This is a genomic window from Mumia quercus, assembly GCF_025506335.1.
Taxonomy (GTDB): domain Bacteria; phylum Actinomycetota; class Actinomycetes; order Propionibacteriales; family Nocardioidaceae; genus Mumia; species Mumia quercus.
In genome coordinates, this window is record NZ_JANZYO010000004.1 from 282,407 (window position 1) to 295,916 (window position 13,510).

Consider the following 13,510-nt stretch of genomic DNA (forward strand, 5'->3'; position numbering starts at 1 on the left):
TCCGCGCCTCCGACCGGAGTATGACGTGCGCTCGGCACGTCCGTCCCTCAGACCGACGAAAAAGCACTTCCCGATTCCTAGTGTGGCGGGCATGAACGCTCCGCTCGTCGCCACCGACCTCGTCCAGACCTATGGCGAAGGTCCCACCGCCACGCACGCGCTCGCGGGCGTCTCCCTCACCGTCGCGCCCGGGGAGTCTCTCGCGATCATGGGCCCCAGCGGCTCCGGCAAGACCACGCTGCTGCACTGCCTCGCAGGCGTGATCCGCCCGACATCAGGGTCGGTGACCTGGCAGGGCTCCGACCTCGCGGCACTGTCGGACCGCCGTCGTACGGCGTTGCGGCGCAGCGACTTCGGTTTCGTCTTCCAGTCCGGCCAGCTCCTCCCCGAGCTGCCGGCCGTCGAGAACGCGGCCCTCCCCCTGATGCTCGCCGGGACGTCGCGGGCAGAGGCGACCCGCGCGGCTGCCGCGTGGCTCGGCCACCTCGGGCTGGCCGGGATGGAGAACCGGCGCCCGGGCGAGCTGTCCGGTGGTCAGGCGCAGCGGGTCGCGATCGCTCGCGCGCTCGCCGGAGCGCCGGGCGTGGTGTTCGCCGACGAGCCGACGGGCGCCCTCGACCAGGCGACGGGGGCGGAGGTTCTGTCGGTCCTCACGTCGGCGACGCGCAGCACAGGGGCCGCGCTGGTCGTCGTCACCCACGACGCCGGGGTGGCGCGGCACTGCTCGCGCACCGTCACGATGCGCGACGGTCGCGTCACCGGCGAGTACGTCGCGGAGGCCGCGCGATGACGACGCTGCGCCTGTGGTCGCTGCTACGTGCACGCAGCGCCGGTGACACCGACCCCCGACGGCTCACCGCCGTCCTCGCCGTCACCGCGTTCGCCGCGACGACCGCCGTGCTCCTCGTGGTCGTCGGCGGCGTCGGCGCCTTCTGGGACCGGGCCGGCGGGGCCGACGGCATCCGGGCCGGGATGGACGCCCCTCAGACCCCGTACGCCATCCAGTACCCCTTCCTCGCCGGCATCGCCGCCCTCCTCCTCCTGGTGCCGCTGGTCACCTTGGGCGCCGCGGCTGCGCGGATGGCGGCGGCACGGCGCGACGCCCGTCTCGCGACACTGCGCCTGTGCGGTGCCACCCGGAGCCAGGTCGCCGGCCTCACCGTCCTCGACGCCGCGTCGCAGGCCGCGCTGGGCGCAGCGCTGGGACTCGTGGGGTACGCGGCCCTCGTGCCTGCGGTCGCTCGGCTGCGCTTCCAGGGGCGGTCCTTCGACATGTCCGAGCTCTGGGTCGGCGTGCCCGTCCTGCTCAGCGTGGTCGTCGCCGTCCTTGTCGTCGCCGTGCTGTCGGCGGTCGCCAGCCTTCGCCGCGTCGCCATCACCCCGCTCGGGGTCGCCAACCGCGTCACGCCGCCGGGCATGCGGGCGGTCCGGATCCTCTCGACGCTCGGCGGTGCCGGCGCTCTCCTGGTCGCACCTCAGCTCGTCGGGGGCTCGGCCGGCGTGGCCTTCACCGTCCTCGTCGTGCTGCTCCTCCTCACCTTCGCGACCCTCAACGTCGTCGGACCGTTCGTCCTCTGGATCGTCGGACGCATGACTGCGGCTGCAGCGCGTTCCGTACCGACCCTTCTCGCGGGACGCAGGATCGCAGACTCCCCCAAGTCGGCGTGGCGCTCGGTCGGCGGCATCGGGCTCGCGGCGTTCATCGCCGGGCTGACGAGCACCTTCTCGCTCCTCGACCCCGGCGAGAGCGGACGGGTGGACGAGGCGCTGTTCATCGCCGACCTCAAGACGGGCGGGTTCCTCACGCTGGCGATCTCCGGGGTGCTCGCCGCGGTGTCCACCGGGGTCATGCAGGCGGGCAGGGTGATCGAGCAGCACGCCGAGTACCGAGCACTCACCCTGGCCGGTACCGACTCCCGCACCCTCGACCGTGCGCGGATGCGCGAGACCGTCGTCCCCCTCGCCGTGAGCGTCGGCGTCGCCACGGTCACGGCACTCATGGTGATGATCCCGGTCGTCGGGCTGCAACCGGTGGCTCAACCGTCCGTCGTCGTCCAGTACCTGCTGTGCGTGGTGGTCGCGACGGCCCTTGTCCTCGCCGGAGCCGGCGCGTCACGTCGGGTCGCCCGCGCGGTGGCGTGACGGACTTCCCCCGCCGACGCCGTGATCTCCCCCGTACGGAGGAGACCTGCGGCGGACGCCGTGACGAGGCTGAAGGAGTCAGCACCCGCTCCAGGAGGTCCTCATGCTCCGTGCCCTCGGCGCTCGCGCGCGTACACCGTTCGTCCTCGCCCTCACCTCGACCCTCGTGGCCGCACTGGCCACCTGGTGGCTCGTCGAGCCCAGCACGGACCCTTTCGGTGACACCGCCGGAAGCGTCTCCGTCCTGGCTCTGCTCCCCGACCCGCTTCCGGCGACGCTGTTGCTGCTCGCCGGACTGCTCGGACTCACGGTCGCCCTGTCCCTGCACGTCGTCGTGCGCACACCGGCCCACCGGCGGCGGCTCCTCGTCCCCGCCGCGACGGTCACGGTCGTGCTGGCGCTCGCGTGCATGGACACCCAGCTGATCTCCTTCACCGGCTACCTGGTCGCGATGACGATCCCCTTCGTGGCGATCGCACTCCTCGTCGCGGCCCTGCGCCGCTTGACGGCCGCGCGTGCGACGGCTGTCGTGGTGGCGGGCCTGGTCGCGTGGTGGGGAGCCACCTCGGGATCGCTCACGCCCGCAGCGGTCACGGAGATGGTCCGCGAGCTCGGCGGCGGCTTCGCCCGTGTGGGCGCACGTCCGTGGATCCTCGCGGGCCTCGCGCTCGCGACCGTCCAGTGGTGGACGGCAGTGCTCTCCTCGGCCACGCCGCTCACCGCTCGGATGCGGCTCCCGTCCGCGCGACTCGACCGGCTCACGACCGCCGCCACCGTGGTCGCCGTCCTCGGCCCGCTGCCGTACGTCGCCGTCCGCGCCACCTGGCTCCTCCCGGACGCCGTGTTCGTCGGCCCGATCAGGCCGGAGGACCTCGACCCGTCGATGCGGCTGTGGGGGCTGATGCTCGGCGCGGCCGCGCTCGGCGGTGCGGTCCTGACCCTGGGGCTGATCCGCCCGTGGGGCCGGGTGTTCCCCGCCTGGATGCCGTACATGAGTGGTCGGGCCGTCCCCGTCGCGGCAGCCGCGGTGCCCGGGTACGCGGTCGCCTTCGTCCTCACCGCATCCGCACCGTCGATCGCGCTGCTGTCGGTCGAGCAGGCCGCCGACGGTGACACCGGCGCCCTGTGGATGCTGCTGCTCCTCCCGTTCTGGCTGTGGGGTCCGGCGCTGGCCGCCGCGGTCTGGGGGTACGTCCGGCGGCGGCGCCTGGAGGACTCGCCCGCCCCGCGTACGGCCTTCACACCCGGCAGGATGGCGGCATGAGCACAGCCGGTGCGATCAGGACGGCGCTGCTCCGTACGGTCTTCCTCCTCATCGGTGCGGCGCTGTTCCTGGCGTTCGGCATGCTCGGCCTCAGCCTCACCGCGGTCGGGCGCACGACCGCCAACCCGGTGGTGGGTGTCGCCGGAGCGCTCCTGGTGGTCGCGCTGCTCGTCGCCACCTCGCTCTTCCCCGGCGTGCGCGACGTCGAGGTCGCGGCGGCCCGCATCCTCCTCGTCCCCGACGGGGAGCTGGTCGACGCCCCTGCCGAGCCACGCCGACACCGCTGGCGGACGACGTGGTTCGTGCTCGCGCACGTCGTGCTCGGCGGACTCGTCGGGACGGCCCTCGTCGTGGGTGTCCCCCTCGCGGCCAGCGAGCTGCCCTGGTACGCAGCGCCGGTCGCGGTCGTCGGCATCCTCGCCGTGGTCGTCCTCCTCGGCCCTCTCGTCGCGCGGCTCGCGGTGGTCTGCCTCGGGCCGACCGACACCGACCGGCTCGCGGTCGCCGAGCAGCGGATCGCGCGCGAGCATGGTCAACGCCTCCTCGCCCGAGACCTGCACGACGGGATCGGGCACGCGCTGAGCGTGATCTCGCTGCAGGCGGTCGCCGGCCGACGCGTCGTGGACCGCGACCCCGACCACGCGGCGGAGTCGCTGGAGATCATCGCCGCGACCGCGCGGGAGGCGCTCGAGGAACTCGACCACGCCCTCGGCATGCTGCGCGACGAGCCCACCGCGCGTACGCCCGACCAGCGGCTCACCGACGTGCCGGCGCTCGTGGCGTCGTACCGGTCCGCGGGTGCGGACGTCCGTGCCGACCTCGACGAGCCCGCCGGCGTGGCGCCCCTCGTGTCGCGCGAGGCGTACCGGATCGTCCAGGAGGCGCTCACCAACGCGTACCGCCACGGTGACGGCTCGCCGATCTCGCTCGCGACCCGCGTCGGTCACGAGCTCGTCGTCGAGGTCCGCAACGGGATCGCCCCACGCCGTGGCACGGACCGGCACGCGCGTACGGGCCACGGTCTCGCCGGTCTGCGCGAGCGGGTCGCACTGCTCGGCGGCGACCTCGAGGTCGGGGCGCCCGACACCGTGACCTGGGTGCTCGTCGCCCGCATCCCCCTCGCCCGGGAGGGGCTATGAGTCCGATCCGCGTCTTGCTGGTCGACGACGAACCCCTCGTACGACGGGGTCTGCGGGCGATCCTGGAGAGCGATCCCGACCTCGTGGTGGTCGGCGAGGCGGGTGACGGTGCGGCCGCTCTCACCGCCGCCCGCGCGCTCGCCCCCGACGTGGTCTGCATGGACGTGCGGATGCCGGACGTCGACGGGATCCGCGCGACCGAGCTCCTGCTCGCACTCGAGCGGGCACCGCGGGTGCTGGTCGTGACGACGTTCGAGAGCGACGACCACGTCTTCGACGCGCTGCGTGCCGGCGCCTCCGGCTTCCTCCTGAAGCGTGCCGACGCCGACGAGGTCGTGGCCGCGGTCCGTGCCGTCGCCGCCGGAGAGAGCCTCCTCTTCCCCGAGTCCGTGCGCCGGATGGCGCTGCAGCGCCGCAGCTCCCGGGCGTCGTACGACGGACCCGCGTTGACACCGCGCGAGACCGAGGTGCTGGCCCTGGTGGCGCGGGGAATGTCCAATCCTGAGATCGCCGAGACGCTCGTGGTCGGCGTCGAGACGGTCCGCACGCACGTGGCCAACGTCTTGGGCAAGCTCGGCGCTCGCGACCGTACGCAGGCGGTCGTCATCGCGTACGAGACGGGCTTGGTCACTGCCGGTGGCACGGGAAGGTGATCTGACAGAACCGTTGACACCGTGCCCCCGCACTGCAACATTTTCGGCAATACGTGTCGGTCAAGACACGCACTGGCCCCGTGGAGGCACAGCATGAGACGTCCTGCAGCGATCGTGTTCACCGCCGCACTTGTCGGAGGGCTCCTGGGAGCGGTCCCTGCGACCGCCTCACCTCCCAAGGCGCCGACGGACGGGGCACCGCCAGGCAGTCTCGAGGTCTACACCGCGACGGTCGACGCGCAGGAGCTCGAGCTCCTTGGTGAGGCGGGCGTCGACCGGGGTCACGACGTGCTCGGCCCGGCCAAGGACGGCAAGGCGAAGGTCGAGGTCGTCCTGCCGACCAAGGAGGCCGCCAAGCTCCGCGAGAAGGGCGTGCCGCTCCAGCTCAAGGAGGTCGACGGCGTCAAGTCCAGCACGCTGATGGCGCGTCAGGCCGCCGCCGGGTACGAGGTGTTCCAGACCTACAGCGAGGCAGGCGGCATCCGCGACGACATGGTCGCGACCACCCGCGCGTACCCGAAGCTCACCAAGCTCGTGAAGGCCGGCAAGTCCGGCCAGGGTCAGGACATCCTCGCCGTCAAGGTCGGCAAGAACGCCTCGAAGAGCAAGGACGGCAGCAAGCCCGCCGTCCTCTACGGCGGCACCCAGCACGCGCGCGAGTGGATCACCCCGGAGATGGTCCAGCGCCTCATGCACTACGTCCTCGAGCAGTACGGGAAGGACCGGCGGATCACCAAGATCCTCGACACCACCGAGCTGTGGTTCCTTCCGGTGCAGAACCCGGACGGGTACGACTTCACCTTCACCGAGGGCAACCGGATGTGGCGCAAGACGCTGCGCGACAACAACGGTGACGGTCAGATCACCACGGGCGACGGCGTCGACATGAACCGCAACTTCCCCTTCAAGTGGGGCTACGACAACGAGGGCAGCTCGCCGCAGACGTTCAGCGAGACGTACCGCGGCCCGTCGCCCGCCTCCGAGCCGGAGACCCGCGCCACGATCGACCTCGTCGACAAGGTCGGCTTCCAGTTCTTCATCAACTACCACTCGGCCGCCGAGCTGCTGCTCTACGGCACGGGCTGGCAGGTGGACACGCCGACGCCGGACGACGAGGTCTACGTCGCCCTCGCCGGCAACGACGCCAAGCCGGCGGTCCCGGGCTACGACCCCGACCTCTCCGCCGAGCTCTACACCACCAACGGTGACACCGACGGCCACACCCACGAGGTCCAGGACACGCTGGCCTTCACGCCGGAGATGGCCACCTGTGCCACCGCCAGCGCGGCCGACCCCGACGACGAGTGGGAGCCCTCGGCGTGCACCAGCGTCTTCGCGTTCCCCGACGACGAGGAGCTCGTCCAGGCCGAGTTCGAGAAGAACATCCCGTTCGCGCTCTCCGTCGCCGAGTCGGCTCAAGACCCCGACGACCCGAAGTCGTCCGTCGGGTTCAAGGCGAAGGACATCCGCGCCGACGCGTTCACGACCTCGTACGGCAAGAAGCAGACCGTCGCGGTCACGGCCAAGCGCAAGCTCAAGGGCCTGCTGATGACGTACAAGATCAACGGGCGCATCCGCGGCATCACGCCGATGAAGGTGTGGAAGGGCGGCGACCGCTACGGCGGTGAGAACGACCTGCACTACGCCGAGTACCGCGCCGACGTGAAGGGGCAGAAGCCGGGCGACAAGGTCGAGGTGATCTTCACCGGTCTCAACACGAAGCCTCTGCGTACCGCGAAGGAGTCGTTCTCCTACACGGTGGCCGACGACATCGGCGGTGACGTGCTGATCCTGGCCGCCGAGGACTACACCGGGCTCTCGCCGGCACAGGGCGTCACCGCGCCGAAGTACGTCGAGGCGTACGCCGAGGCCCTGGCCGACGCGGGCTACTCGACCGACGTCTACGACATCGACGCGAACGGCCGCAAGGCGCCGCACGACCTCGGGGTGCTCTCGCACTACGACGCGGTGGTCTGGGAGACCGGCGACGACATCATCCCGCGCAACCCCGGGCAGGTCGCCGGGACGGCCGCGAAGTGGGGCTACGACACCGAGCTCCGCGTCCGCGACTACCTCAACGAGGGTGGCCGGGTGCTGATCGCGGGCAAGTACGGGCTGTACGCGCAGGCCGCGGACGGCAGCTACTACTACCAGCCGGAGGAGGAGACCGCCGGCTCGTGCACGACGGCCGGCGCGTACCCGTGCTTGCCGATGGGCAACGACTTCCTGCAGTACTGGCTGGGCTCCTACCAGTACGTGGACGACGGCGGCACGCGCGAGGACGGGACGACGTTCCCGCTCTCCGGTGACGAGGACGGTCCGTTCGACGGCTTCGCCGCGCAGCTCGACGAGAGCCAGGACCACACCGGCGCGTACGTCTCGACGTCGTCGTTCCTGCCGCCCGAGGAGTTCCCGCAGTTCGCCTCGAGCGCACCGATCAGCTGGGCCCGCGGGTTCGGCGACCCGTACTCGCCGTTCACCGGTGACTGGTTCATGAGCGCAGGCTCGGCCGACCAGTCGTACAAGCGGCTCGCGACCACCGTCGACCTGACCGGCGCGACGTCGGGCTCGCTGGACTTCAAGTTCAGCGCCGACGTCGAGGAGCACTGGGACGCGCTGTTCGTCGAGGTGCGGCCGGTCGGGACGGACGACTGGACGACGCTGCCGGACGTGGGAGGCACGCCGAACACCACCCAGGACACCGGTGACAGCTGTGTCTCTGGCTGGGCGACGGAGATCCACCCGCAGCTGCAGCACTACGTGAACGCAGCCTGCGAGCCGACGGGCTCGACGGGCGAGTGGAACGCGTTCAGCGGCAACTCCGCCGGCTGGCAGGACTGGTCGGCCGACCTCTCGGCGTACGCCGGCCAGGAGGTCGAGGTGGCGATCGTCTACGCGACCGACTGGGCCACGACCAACCTGGGCGTCTGGATCGACGACGCGAAGGTGACGGTCGACGGGGCCACGGCGAGCGAGACGTCGTTCGAGTCCGACCTGGGTGACTGGTCGGTGCCGGGTGCACCGGAGACGTCGCCGGGCAACCCGAACGACTGGGAGCGCGCGCAGCAGACGGTCGACGAAGGTGCTGCCGTCATGACCGACCGGTCGGTGCTGTTCGGCTTCGGGCTCGAGGGCCTCGACGCCGACGCGCGGAGCGACCTCATCGGGAGGTCCCTGGACGCGCTGCTGGAGTAGGCGGCTCCGCAGCGCGAACGGGCGGTGGGTCGGCTGTACCGATTATTCGGTGGCCGGCTCACCGCCCGTCTCGTCTTTCAGACGACGCCCTCAGTGGGCAAGCAGTGCACCGTCGCGGCGGGCGGCGGCTGCGAGCGTGGTCGCGGGTCGACCGAGCACGCGCGCGACCGTGTCGGTGGTGGCGACGTTGCGGCCGTCGAGGACCTCGCCGAACAGCTCCACCAGCCCGTACGCGAGCTCGGCGGGCTCACCTGCAGCCACGACGTCACCGATGAACTGCTCGGCGGTGATCGCGCGGAACGTCACCGGGCGGCCGAGCGAGGCGCCCAAGGTCTTGCACGCCTCGGCGAACGTCAGCGCCTCCGGTCCGGTGAGCTCGAGCACCTGCCCGGCGTACGCGTCGTCGCGCAGCGCGGCGACGGCGATGTCGGCGACGTCCTCGAGGTCGACGAACGGCTCGGGCACGTCGGTCGGGACCGGCAACGCGAGCTCGCCGGCGCCCACACCCTCGGCGAAGACGCCCTCTGTGAAGTTCTGGGTGAAGAAGGAGCACCGGACGACCCGTGCGGTGGGGACGGCGTCCAGCAGCGCGACCTCGGCCGCGCGGGCACCGGCCTCACCCCGGCCGGAGAGGAGCACGACGCGCTCGATCCCCCGATCGGCGAGCCGGCCTGCGAGCTCGGCCACCTGCTCGGCCGCCCCGGGGAAGGCGAGGTCGGGGGCGTACGACAGGTAGGCGGCCGCGATGCCGTCGAGCGCGCCGTCCCACGTCGACGTGTCACCCCAGTCGAACGGGACCGGGGTCGTACGGGAGACGGGGCGGACCGAGACGCCGAGGGCATCGAGGCGGGCCGTGACGCGGCGGCCGGACTTGCCGGCTCCGCCGACGACGAGGACGGGTCCTTCGAGTGTGCGGGACATGGGTTCCTCCTGAGGTCTTCTGGCTGATGAGGACTCCATCTCACCGCGAGAATGCGAGACGATCCATGGTCCAAGCGACGCGTTCCATACGTGAGCGTCTCTATTCACGTAGTCTTGCGGGATGGACATCCTCAGCGGTCTCCTCGACGGACCACGGGCCGACGGCGCGTTCCTGCTCCGCTCGGTCTTCGCTCCGCCCTGGTCGCTGCGCATCCGCGACCGCGCGCCGCTGTCGGTCGTCGTGGTCGCCGAGGGCTCGGCGTGGGTGGTGCCGGACGGAGGCCCCTCGACGCTTCTCGAGCCGGGCGACCTCGCTCTGCTGCGCGGCCCCGACCCGTACACGGTGGCCGACCTCCCCGACACGCCTCACCAGGTCTTCGTCGAGCCGGGCCAGCACTGCGTCGACGCCTCCGGACGGTCCCTGTCGGAGGAGATGCTGCTCGGCCTGCGGACCTGGGGCAACGCCGCGGACGGCGCGACGATGCTCGTCACCGGGACGTACGAGCGCGCGTCGGCGGTGAGCGAGCGACTGCTGCGCGCCCTCCCGCCCGTGGTGGTGCTGCGTCGCGACGACTGGAGCTCCGACCTCGTGACGCTGCTCTGCACGGAGATGCAGCGCGACGCCGCGGGTCAGGAGGTGTTCCTCGACCGGCTCCTGGACCTGGTCGTGCTCGCGGCCGTCCGCTCGTGGCTCGCCGATCAGGAGGAGTCCGCGCCGGGGTGGTATCGCGCCGCCGCCGACCCCGTCGTCGGCCCCGCGTTGTCCGCGCTCCACAGCCTGGTCGCCGAGCCATGGACCGTCGGGTCTCTCGCCACCCGCGCGGGGGTCTCTCGCGCCGTGCTCGCGCGACGGTTCGCCGCGGTCGTCGGGGAGCCGCCGATGGCCTACCTGACGAGCCTGCGACTCGCGCTCGCCGCCGATCTCCTCGAGCGGACCGACCGCACGCTCTCCTCGATCGCCCGCGAGGTCGGCTACGCGAGTCCGTTCGCGCTCAGCGCGGCCTTCTCACGCGAGCGCGGCGTCAGCCCGACCGAGCACCGGGCGCGCACGCGGGCCGCGTGAGCGGAGGGACCAGGCTCACCCGTCCCCGCGGCCGAACCACGGGCCTCGCGCGGGCGCGAGCATGAAGTCGAGCGTGCGGTCCAGGCGTACGGCCGAGGTCGCGGCGAACGCGTCGGGGACCTCGTCGACGTCGAACCACGCGACCTCGAGCGACTCGTCGTCGGCGGCGTACGCACGCTGCGCCGCCTCGGCGTCGGCTGGCCGGCAGACGAAGCACAGGTCGAGGTACTGCGAGAGGTCGCCGTTGGGGTAGCGCACCTGCTCCGTGACAGTCACCGCCGCGAGAGCCTCGACGACGACGTCGACACCGGTCTCCTCACGGACCTCACGGACGATCCCTGCAGCCGGCTCCTCGCCGGGGTCGAGGATGCCGCTCAGCAGCGCCCACTCTCCGGTGTCCGCACGGCGCCCCAGCAGGATCCGTTCGCCGTCGGCGTCGAGCACCACCGCCGTCACGCCGGGGAGCCAGAGCAGATCGGTCCCGATGCGGGTACGGAGCGCGGAGACGTACGGAGGGATCGCCACCTTCCGAGGGTACGAGGTCGCGCCGGTACGGTGGCGGGCATGGACCGCATCGACCCCCGCGACATGCGTGCCGGTGACCCCGACCGTGAGCAGGTCGCCGAGATCTTGCGTGACGCCGCCGGAGAAGGGCGGATCGACATGGAGGAGCTCGAGGACCGACTCGAGCGCGCGTACGGTGCGAAGACCTTCCGCGAGCTGGACGTCCTGGTCGCCGACCTGCCGACCGACCGGCCTCTCCCGGTGTCGCCGGCGGCTGGTCCCTCCGTGCCTGCGCAGGTCGCCGACGAGCTCGTCCTGACGGCGGGGATGAGCGACGTCCGGCGCGGAGGCGCCTGGCAGGTCCCTGCGCGGATCGTGGCCGCGCCGGCGATGGGCAACGTGAAGCTCGACTTCCGCGAGGCGAAGAGCCCGCACCGCGTGGTCGAGATCGAGGTCAGGGGCGGGGCCGGCAACCTCGTCCTGATCGTGCCGCCGGGGTGGGCGGTCGACACCGACGACCTCCGCTCGGGCTGGGGTGCGGTGAAGAACAGACGCGGCGGCGACCCGGCACCCGACGGCGTGCTGATCCGCGTCACCGGTGGCATCGGCATGGGGACGCTGATCGCCCGCGACGCCCGCTTCTACGACAAAGGCTGACCTTCGGGCAGCACCCGGAGCCGCTCCATCACGACGAGCGTGTCGTCGTCGACGCGGAAGCCGTCGTCGCCCAGGTACGCCCGCATGTCGGCGCTGTTCCAGAAGCCCTCGTGACTCGCCCGCCACTGCGCGAGCGTCTCGTCGCCCTCACCCTCGTCGAGCGCGTGGCGCAGGTCCACCTCGCTCAGCGGCGCGATGCGGAGGTCCACCGTCTCGACCACGCAGCGAGTCGCGCCCGCGGAGTCGACGACACGCCACCGCTCGCCCACCGCGGGCATGCCCTCGGGCTCCTCGCTGGGCTCCGGGCCATGACCTTGGCCCACGAACAGCTCTGCCACCAGCGACGTCGTCGTGGTCTTCTTCCCTGCGACGACGAGGTCGGCGAGCCGGTCGCGCAGCGGCCCGGAAAACGCGAACTCCAGCGGCGGCAGCTCCGCCACCGCGAGGTCGTGTCGTACGGGCACACCGGCGACGACCGCCGTCCCGATCTCCTCGTCGTGGTCGGCCACGTACGGGTGCAGTCCGTGTCGTGCGAGCGCGAGCGCCGTCCACGGGACCTGGGACGTGCTCGCCTCGAGGAGCAGCCGACCGCTCGGCGCGAGCCAGTCGCGCGCCTGCGCCGCGACTCGTCGGTGCACGTCGACGCCGTCGGCTCCCCCGTCGAGCGCGAGCCGCGGCTCGTGGTCGCGAGCCTCAGGGGGCATCGAGGCGATCGCGTCGGTCGGGACGTACGGGGCGTTCACCGCGACCACGTCGAGGCGTCCCCGCAGGTCGTCGGGAAGCGCACCGAACAGGGCACCCTCGAACACGTCACCGGGAGGCATGTTGCGTCGCGCGCACGCCACCGCGGCGGGGTCGAGGTCGGCGGCCACCACGCGTACGTCGGAACGCAGCTCGGCGACCAGCGCACCCACTGCCCCGGAGCCGCAGCAGAGGTCGAGCACCGTCCCGCCCTCCGGCGCCAGCGCGGCCGCGCGTCGCGCGAGCGCCTCCGTCCGCGCGCGGGGCACGAAGACCCCCGGTCCGACCGCGACCTTCAGCCCGCCGAACTCCGCCCACCCGACGACGTGCTCGAGCGGCTCACCGGCGAGGCGGCGCTGGGTCCACCCCTCGAGCTGCGCCGGTGTGGAGGCGGACGCGGCCAGGACGCGGGCCTCCTCCTCGGCGAAGACCGAGCCCGCAGCGCGCAGCCGGGCGACCAGGGTGGGATCGGGGGCGTCCATCTCCCGATCCTCTCAGCTCAGACCGCGACGCGAGACGCACCGCGGAGGACGTCGCGCACGGCTGCCTCTCTGGCGGGTCGGTCGAGCATCGTGGCGGCGACGAAGTCGGCAGTGAGTCCTTCGAACTCACCGCGCCGGCGGAGCATCCCGTGGGTGCCGTCCGCCACCAGCACCAGGCCGGTTCGGGCCGACTGACGGAGGGTGTCGACGACGCGCTCGGTGCGGGCGAGGCTGGAGACGCGGTCCGCCGTGCCGTGGACGACGAGGATGCGACGACCGGTGGGATCCACCCGTGCGCCGTCGTTCGCGTACACCCACGGGGCCAGCGCGACGACCGACTCGACCCCTGGCTCGCCGGCGGCGAGGAGCGCCGCGCGGCCACCCAAAGAGTGCCCGACGAGCCCGACCGGGTGGTCGCCGTGGCGCTCGCGCAGCTGGTCGAGCGCCCACCTCACGTCGTCGAGCGGGCTCAGGCCGTCGTCCCAACCGCGCTGGGAGTTGAGGAGGCGGTAGACCGCGAGCCTGCGGCGTCCGACCCTCGCCAGCCGCCACGCGACCGGGACCATCCGCAGCACGGACGGCTGGAGGCGGCTGACGGCCGCGCCGTCGTCGCGCCCGCCCCCGCCGTGGAGCACGAGCACGGAGCCGACCGGGGCGCGCGGGACCTGGACCGAGAGGAGGCGCGCGTGCACGCCGTCGGCGACCATGGGACCGACGGTAATCTGCCCACGCAAATCGCGCGGACCCGC

At 72.4% G+C, this 13,510-nt stretch carries 12 protein-coding genes; 8 read left to right on the top strand and 4 right to left on the bottom strand.

The window, feature by feature from the left end:
• Nucleotides 1–91 precede the first annotated feature (91 nt).
• The 6 genes from NYZ95_RS10680 (at nucleotide 92) to NYZ95_RS10705 (ending at nucleotide 8,393) form a co-directional block, all read left to right on the top strand.
• Entirely contained in the window at nucleotides 92–790 is a 699-nt protein-coding gene (locus NYZ95_RS10680; RefSeq protein WP_262851255.1) for an ABC transporter ATP-binding protein, read from the top strand.
• Nucleotides 787–2,142 carry an FtsX-like permease family protein gene (locus NYZ95_RS10685; RefSeq protein WP_262851256.1) on the top strand — a complete coding sequence of 452 codons (1,356 nt, stop codon included), beginning with the start codon at nucleotides 787–789 and terminating at the stop codon, nucleotides 2,140–2,142. Before NYZ95_RS10680 ends, NYZ95_RS10685 begins: the two co-directional genes overlap by 4 nt.
• A gap of 103 nt (nucleotides 2,143–2,245) precedes the next feature.
• The gene (locus tag NYZ95_RS10690) at nucleotides 2,246–3,406 is read left to right on the top strand and encodes a hypothetical protein (RefSeq protein ID WP_262851257.1); all 1,161 of its coding nucleotides are present in this window, start codon (nucleotides 2,246–2,248) and stop codon (nucleotides 3,404–3,406) included.
• Nucleotides 3,403–4,545 (top strand): sensor histidine kinase, encoded by a 1,143-nt coding sequence (locus NYZ95_RS10695; protein ID WP_262851258.1) that lies wholly within the window; start codon nucleotides 3,403–3,405, stop codon nucleotides 4,543–4,545. Before NYZ95_RS10690 ends, NYZ95_RS10695 begins: the two co-directional genes overlap by 4 nt.
• Entirely contained in the window at nucleotides 4,542–5,198 is a 657-nt protein-coding gene (locus NYZ95_RS10700) for a response regulator transcription factor (protein WP_262851259.1), read from the top strand. The genes NYZ95_RS10695 and NYZ95_RS10700 overlap by 4 nt, the downstream gene beginning before the upstream one ends.
• A gap of 93 nt (nucleotides 5,199–5,291) precedes the next feature.
• Nucleotides 5,292–8,393 (top strand): M14 family metallopeptidase, encoded by a 3,102-nt coding sequence (locus tag NYZ95_RS10705; RefSeq protein ID WP_262851260.1) that lies wholly within the window; start codon nucleotides 5,292–5,294, stop codon nucleotides 8,391–8,393.
• Nucleotides 8,394–8,483: 90 nt separating this feature from the next.
• On the opposite strand, the gene NYZ95_RS10710 is transcribed toward NYZ95_RS10705, so the two are convergent.
• Nucleotides 8,484–9,314: an SDR family oxidoreductase gene (locus NYZ95_RS10710; RefSeq protein ID WP_262851261.1), complete on the bottom strand. Its 831-nt coding sequence runs from the start codon at nucleotides 9,312–9,314 to the stop codon at nucleotides 8,484–8,486.
• A gap of 121 nt (nucleotides 9,315–9,435) precedes the next feature.
• Here NYZ95_RS10710 and NYZ95_RS10715 point away from each other — a divergent pair, with 121 nt between their 5' ends.
• Complete coding sequence (locus tag NYZ95_RS10715) at nucleotides 9,436–10,377, top strand: AraC family transcriptional regulator (RefSeq protein ID WP_262851262.1); 942 nt, start codon at nucleotides 9,436–9,438, stop codon at nucleotides 10,375–10,377.
• Between the two features lie 15 nt (nucleotides 10,378–10,392).
• Here the strand turns inward: NYZ95_RS10715 and NYZ95_RS10720 are convergent, their stop codons facing one another.
• Nucleotides 10,393–10,902: an NUDIX hydrolase gene (locus tag NYZ95_RS10720; RefSeq protein ID WP_262851263.1), complete on the bottom strand. Its 510-nt coding sequence runs from the start codon at nucleotides 10,900–10,902 to the stop codon at nucleotides 10,393–10,395.
• Between the two features lie 39 nt (nucleotides 10,903–10,941).
• Between NYZ95_RS10720 and NYZ95_RS10725 the strand changes: the two genes are divergently transcribed.
• Complete coding sequence (locus NYZ95_RS10725) at nucleotides 10,942–11,538, top strand: DUF1707 SHOCT-like domain-containing protein (RefSeq protein WP_262851264.1); 597 nt, start codon at nucleotides 10,942–10,944, stop codon at nucleotides 11,536–11,538.
• Here the strand turns inward: NYZ95_RS10725 and NYZ95_RS10730 are convergent.
• Both NYZ95_RS10730 and NYZ95_RS10735 read right to left on the bottom strand, forming a co-directional pair.
• Nucleotides 11,523–12,761, bottom strand: coding sequence for a putative protein N(5)-glutamine methyltransferase (locus NYZ95_RS10730; protein WP_262851265.1), 1,239 nt, complete (start codon nucleotides 12,759–12,761; stop codon nucleotides 11,523–11,525). The two genes, NYZ95_RS10725 and NYZ95_RS10730, sit on opposite strands and share 16 nt — an antisense overlap.
• A gap of 17 nt (nucleotides 12,762–12,778) precedes the next feature.
• Entirely contained in the window at nucleotides 12,779–13,468 is a 690-nt protein-coding gene (locus NYZ95_RS10735; protein ID WP_262851266.1) for an alpha/beta fold hydrolase, read from the bottom strand.
• Nucleotides 13,469–13,510: the final 42 nt, after the last annotated feature.

What these genes read in the sequence shown, in the direction of transcription:
- NYZ95_RS10680 (WP_262851255.1), top strand. Translation starts at nt 92, where the DNA reads ATGAACGCTCCGCTCGTCGCCACCGACCTCGTCCAGACCTATGGCGAA.
- NYZ95_RS10685 (WP_262851256.1), top strand. Translation starts at nt 787, where the DNA reads ATGACGACGCTGCGCCTGTGGTCGCTGCTACGTGCACGCAGCGCCGGT.
- NYZ95_RS10690 (WP_262851257.1), top strand. Translation starts at nt 2,246, where the DNA reads ATGCTCCGTGCCCTCGGCGCTCGCGCGCGTACACCGTTCGTCCTCGCC.
- NYZ95_RS10695 (WP_262851258.1), top strand. Translation starts at nt 3,403, where the DNA reads ATGAGCACAGCCGGTGCGATCAGGACGGCGCTGCTCCGTACGGTCTTC.
- NYZ95_RS10700 (WP_262851259.1), top strand. Translation starts at nt 4,542, where the DNA reads ATGAGTCCGATCCGCGTCTTGCTGGTCGACGACGAACCCCTCGTACGA.
- NYZ95_RS10705 (WP_262851260.1), top strand. Translation starts at nt 5,292, where the DNA reads ATGAGACGTCCTGCAGCGATCGTGTTCACCGCCGCACTTGTCGGAGGG.
- NYZ95_RS10710 (WP_262851261.1), bottom strand. Translation starts at nt 9,314, where the DNA reads ATGTCCCGCACACTCGAAGGACCCGTCCTCGTCGTCGGCGGAGCCGGC.
- NYZ95_RS10715 (WP_262851262.1), top strand. Translation starts at nt 9,436, where the DNA reads ATGGACATCCTCAGCGGTCTCCTCGACGGACCACGGGCCGACGGCGCG.
- NYZ95_RS10725 (WP_262851264.1), top strand. Translation starts at nt 10,942, where the DNA reads ATGGACCGCATCGACCCCCGCGACATGCGTGCCGGTGACCCCGACCGT.
- NYZ95_RS10730 (WP_262851265.1), bottom strand. Translation starts at nt 12,761, where the DNA reads ATGGACGCCCCCGATCCCACCCTGGTCGCCCGGCTGCGCGCTGCGGGC.
- NYZ95_RS10735 (WP_262851266.1), bottom strand. Translation starts at nt 13,468, where the DNA reads ATGGTCGCCGACGGCGTGCACGCGCGCCTCCTCTCGGTCCAGGTCCCG.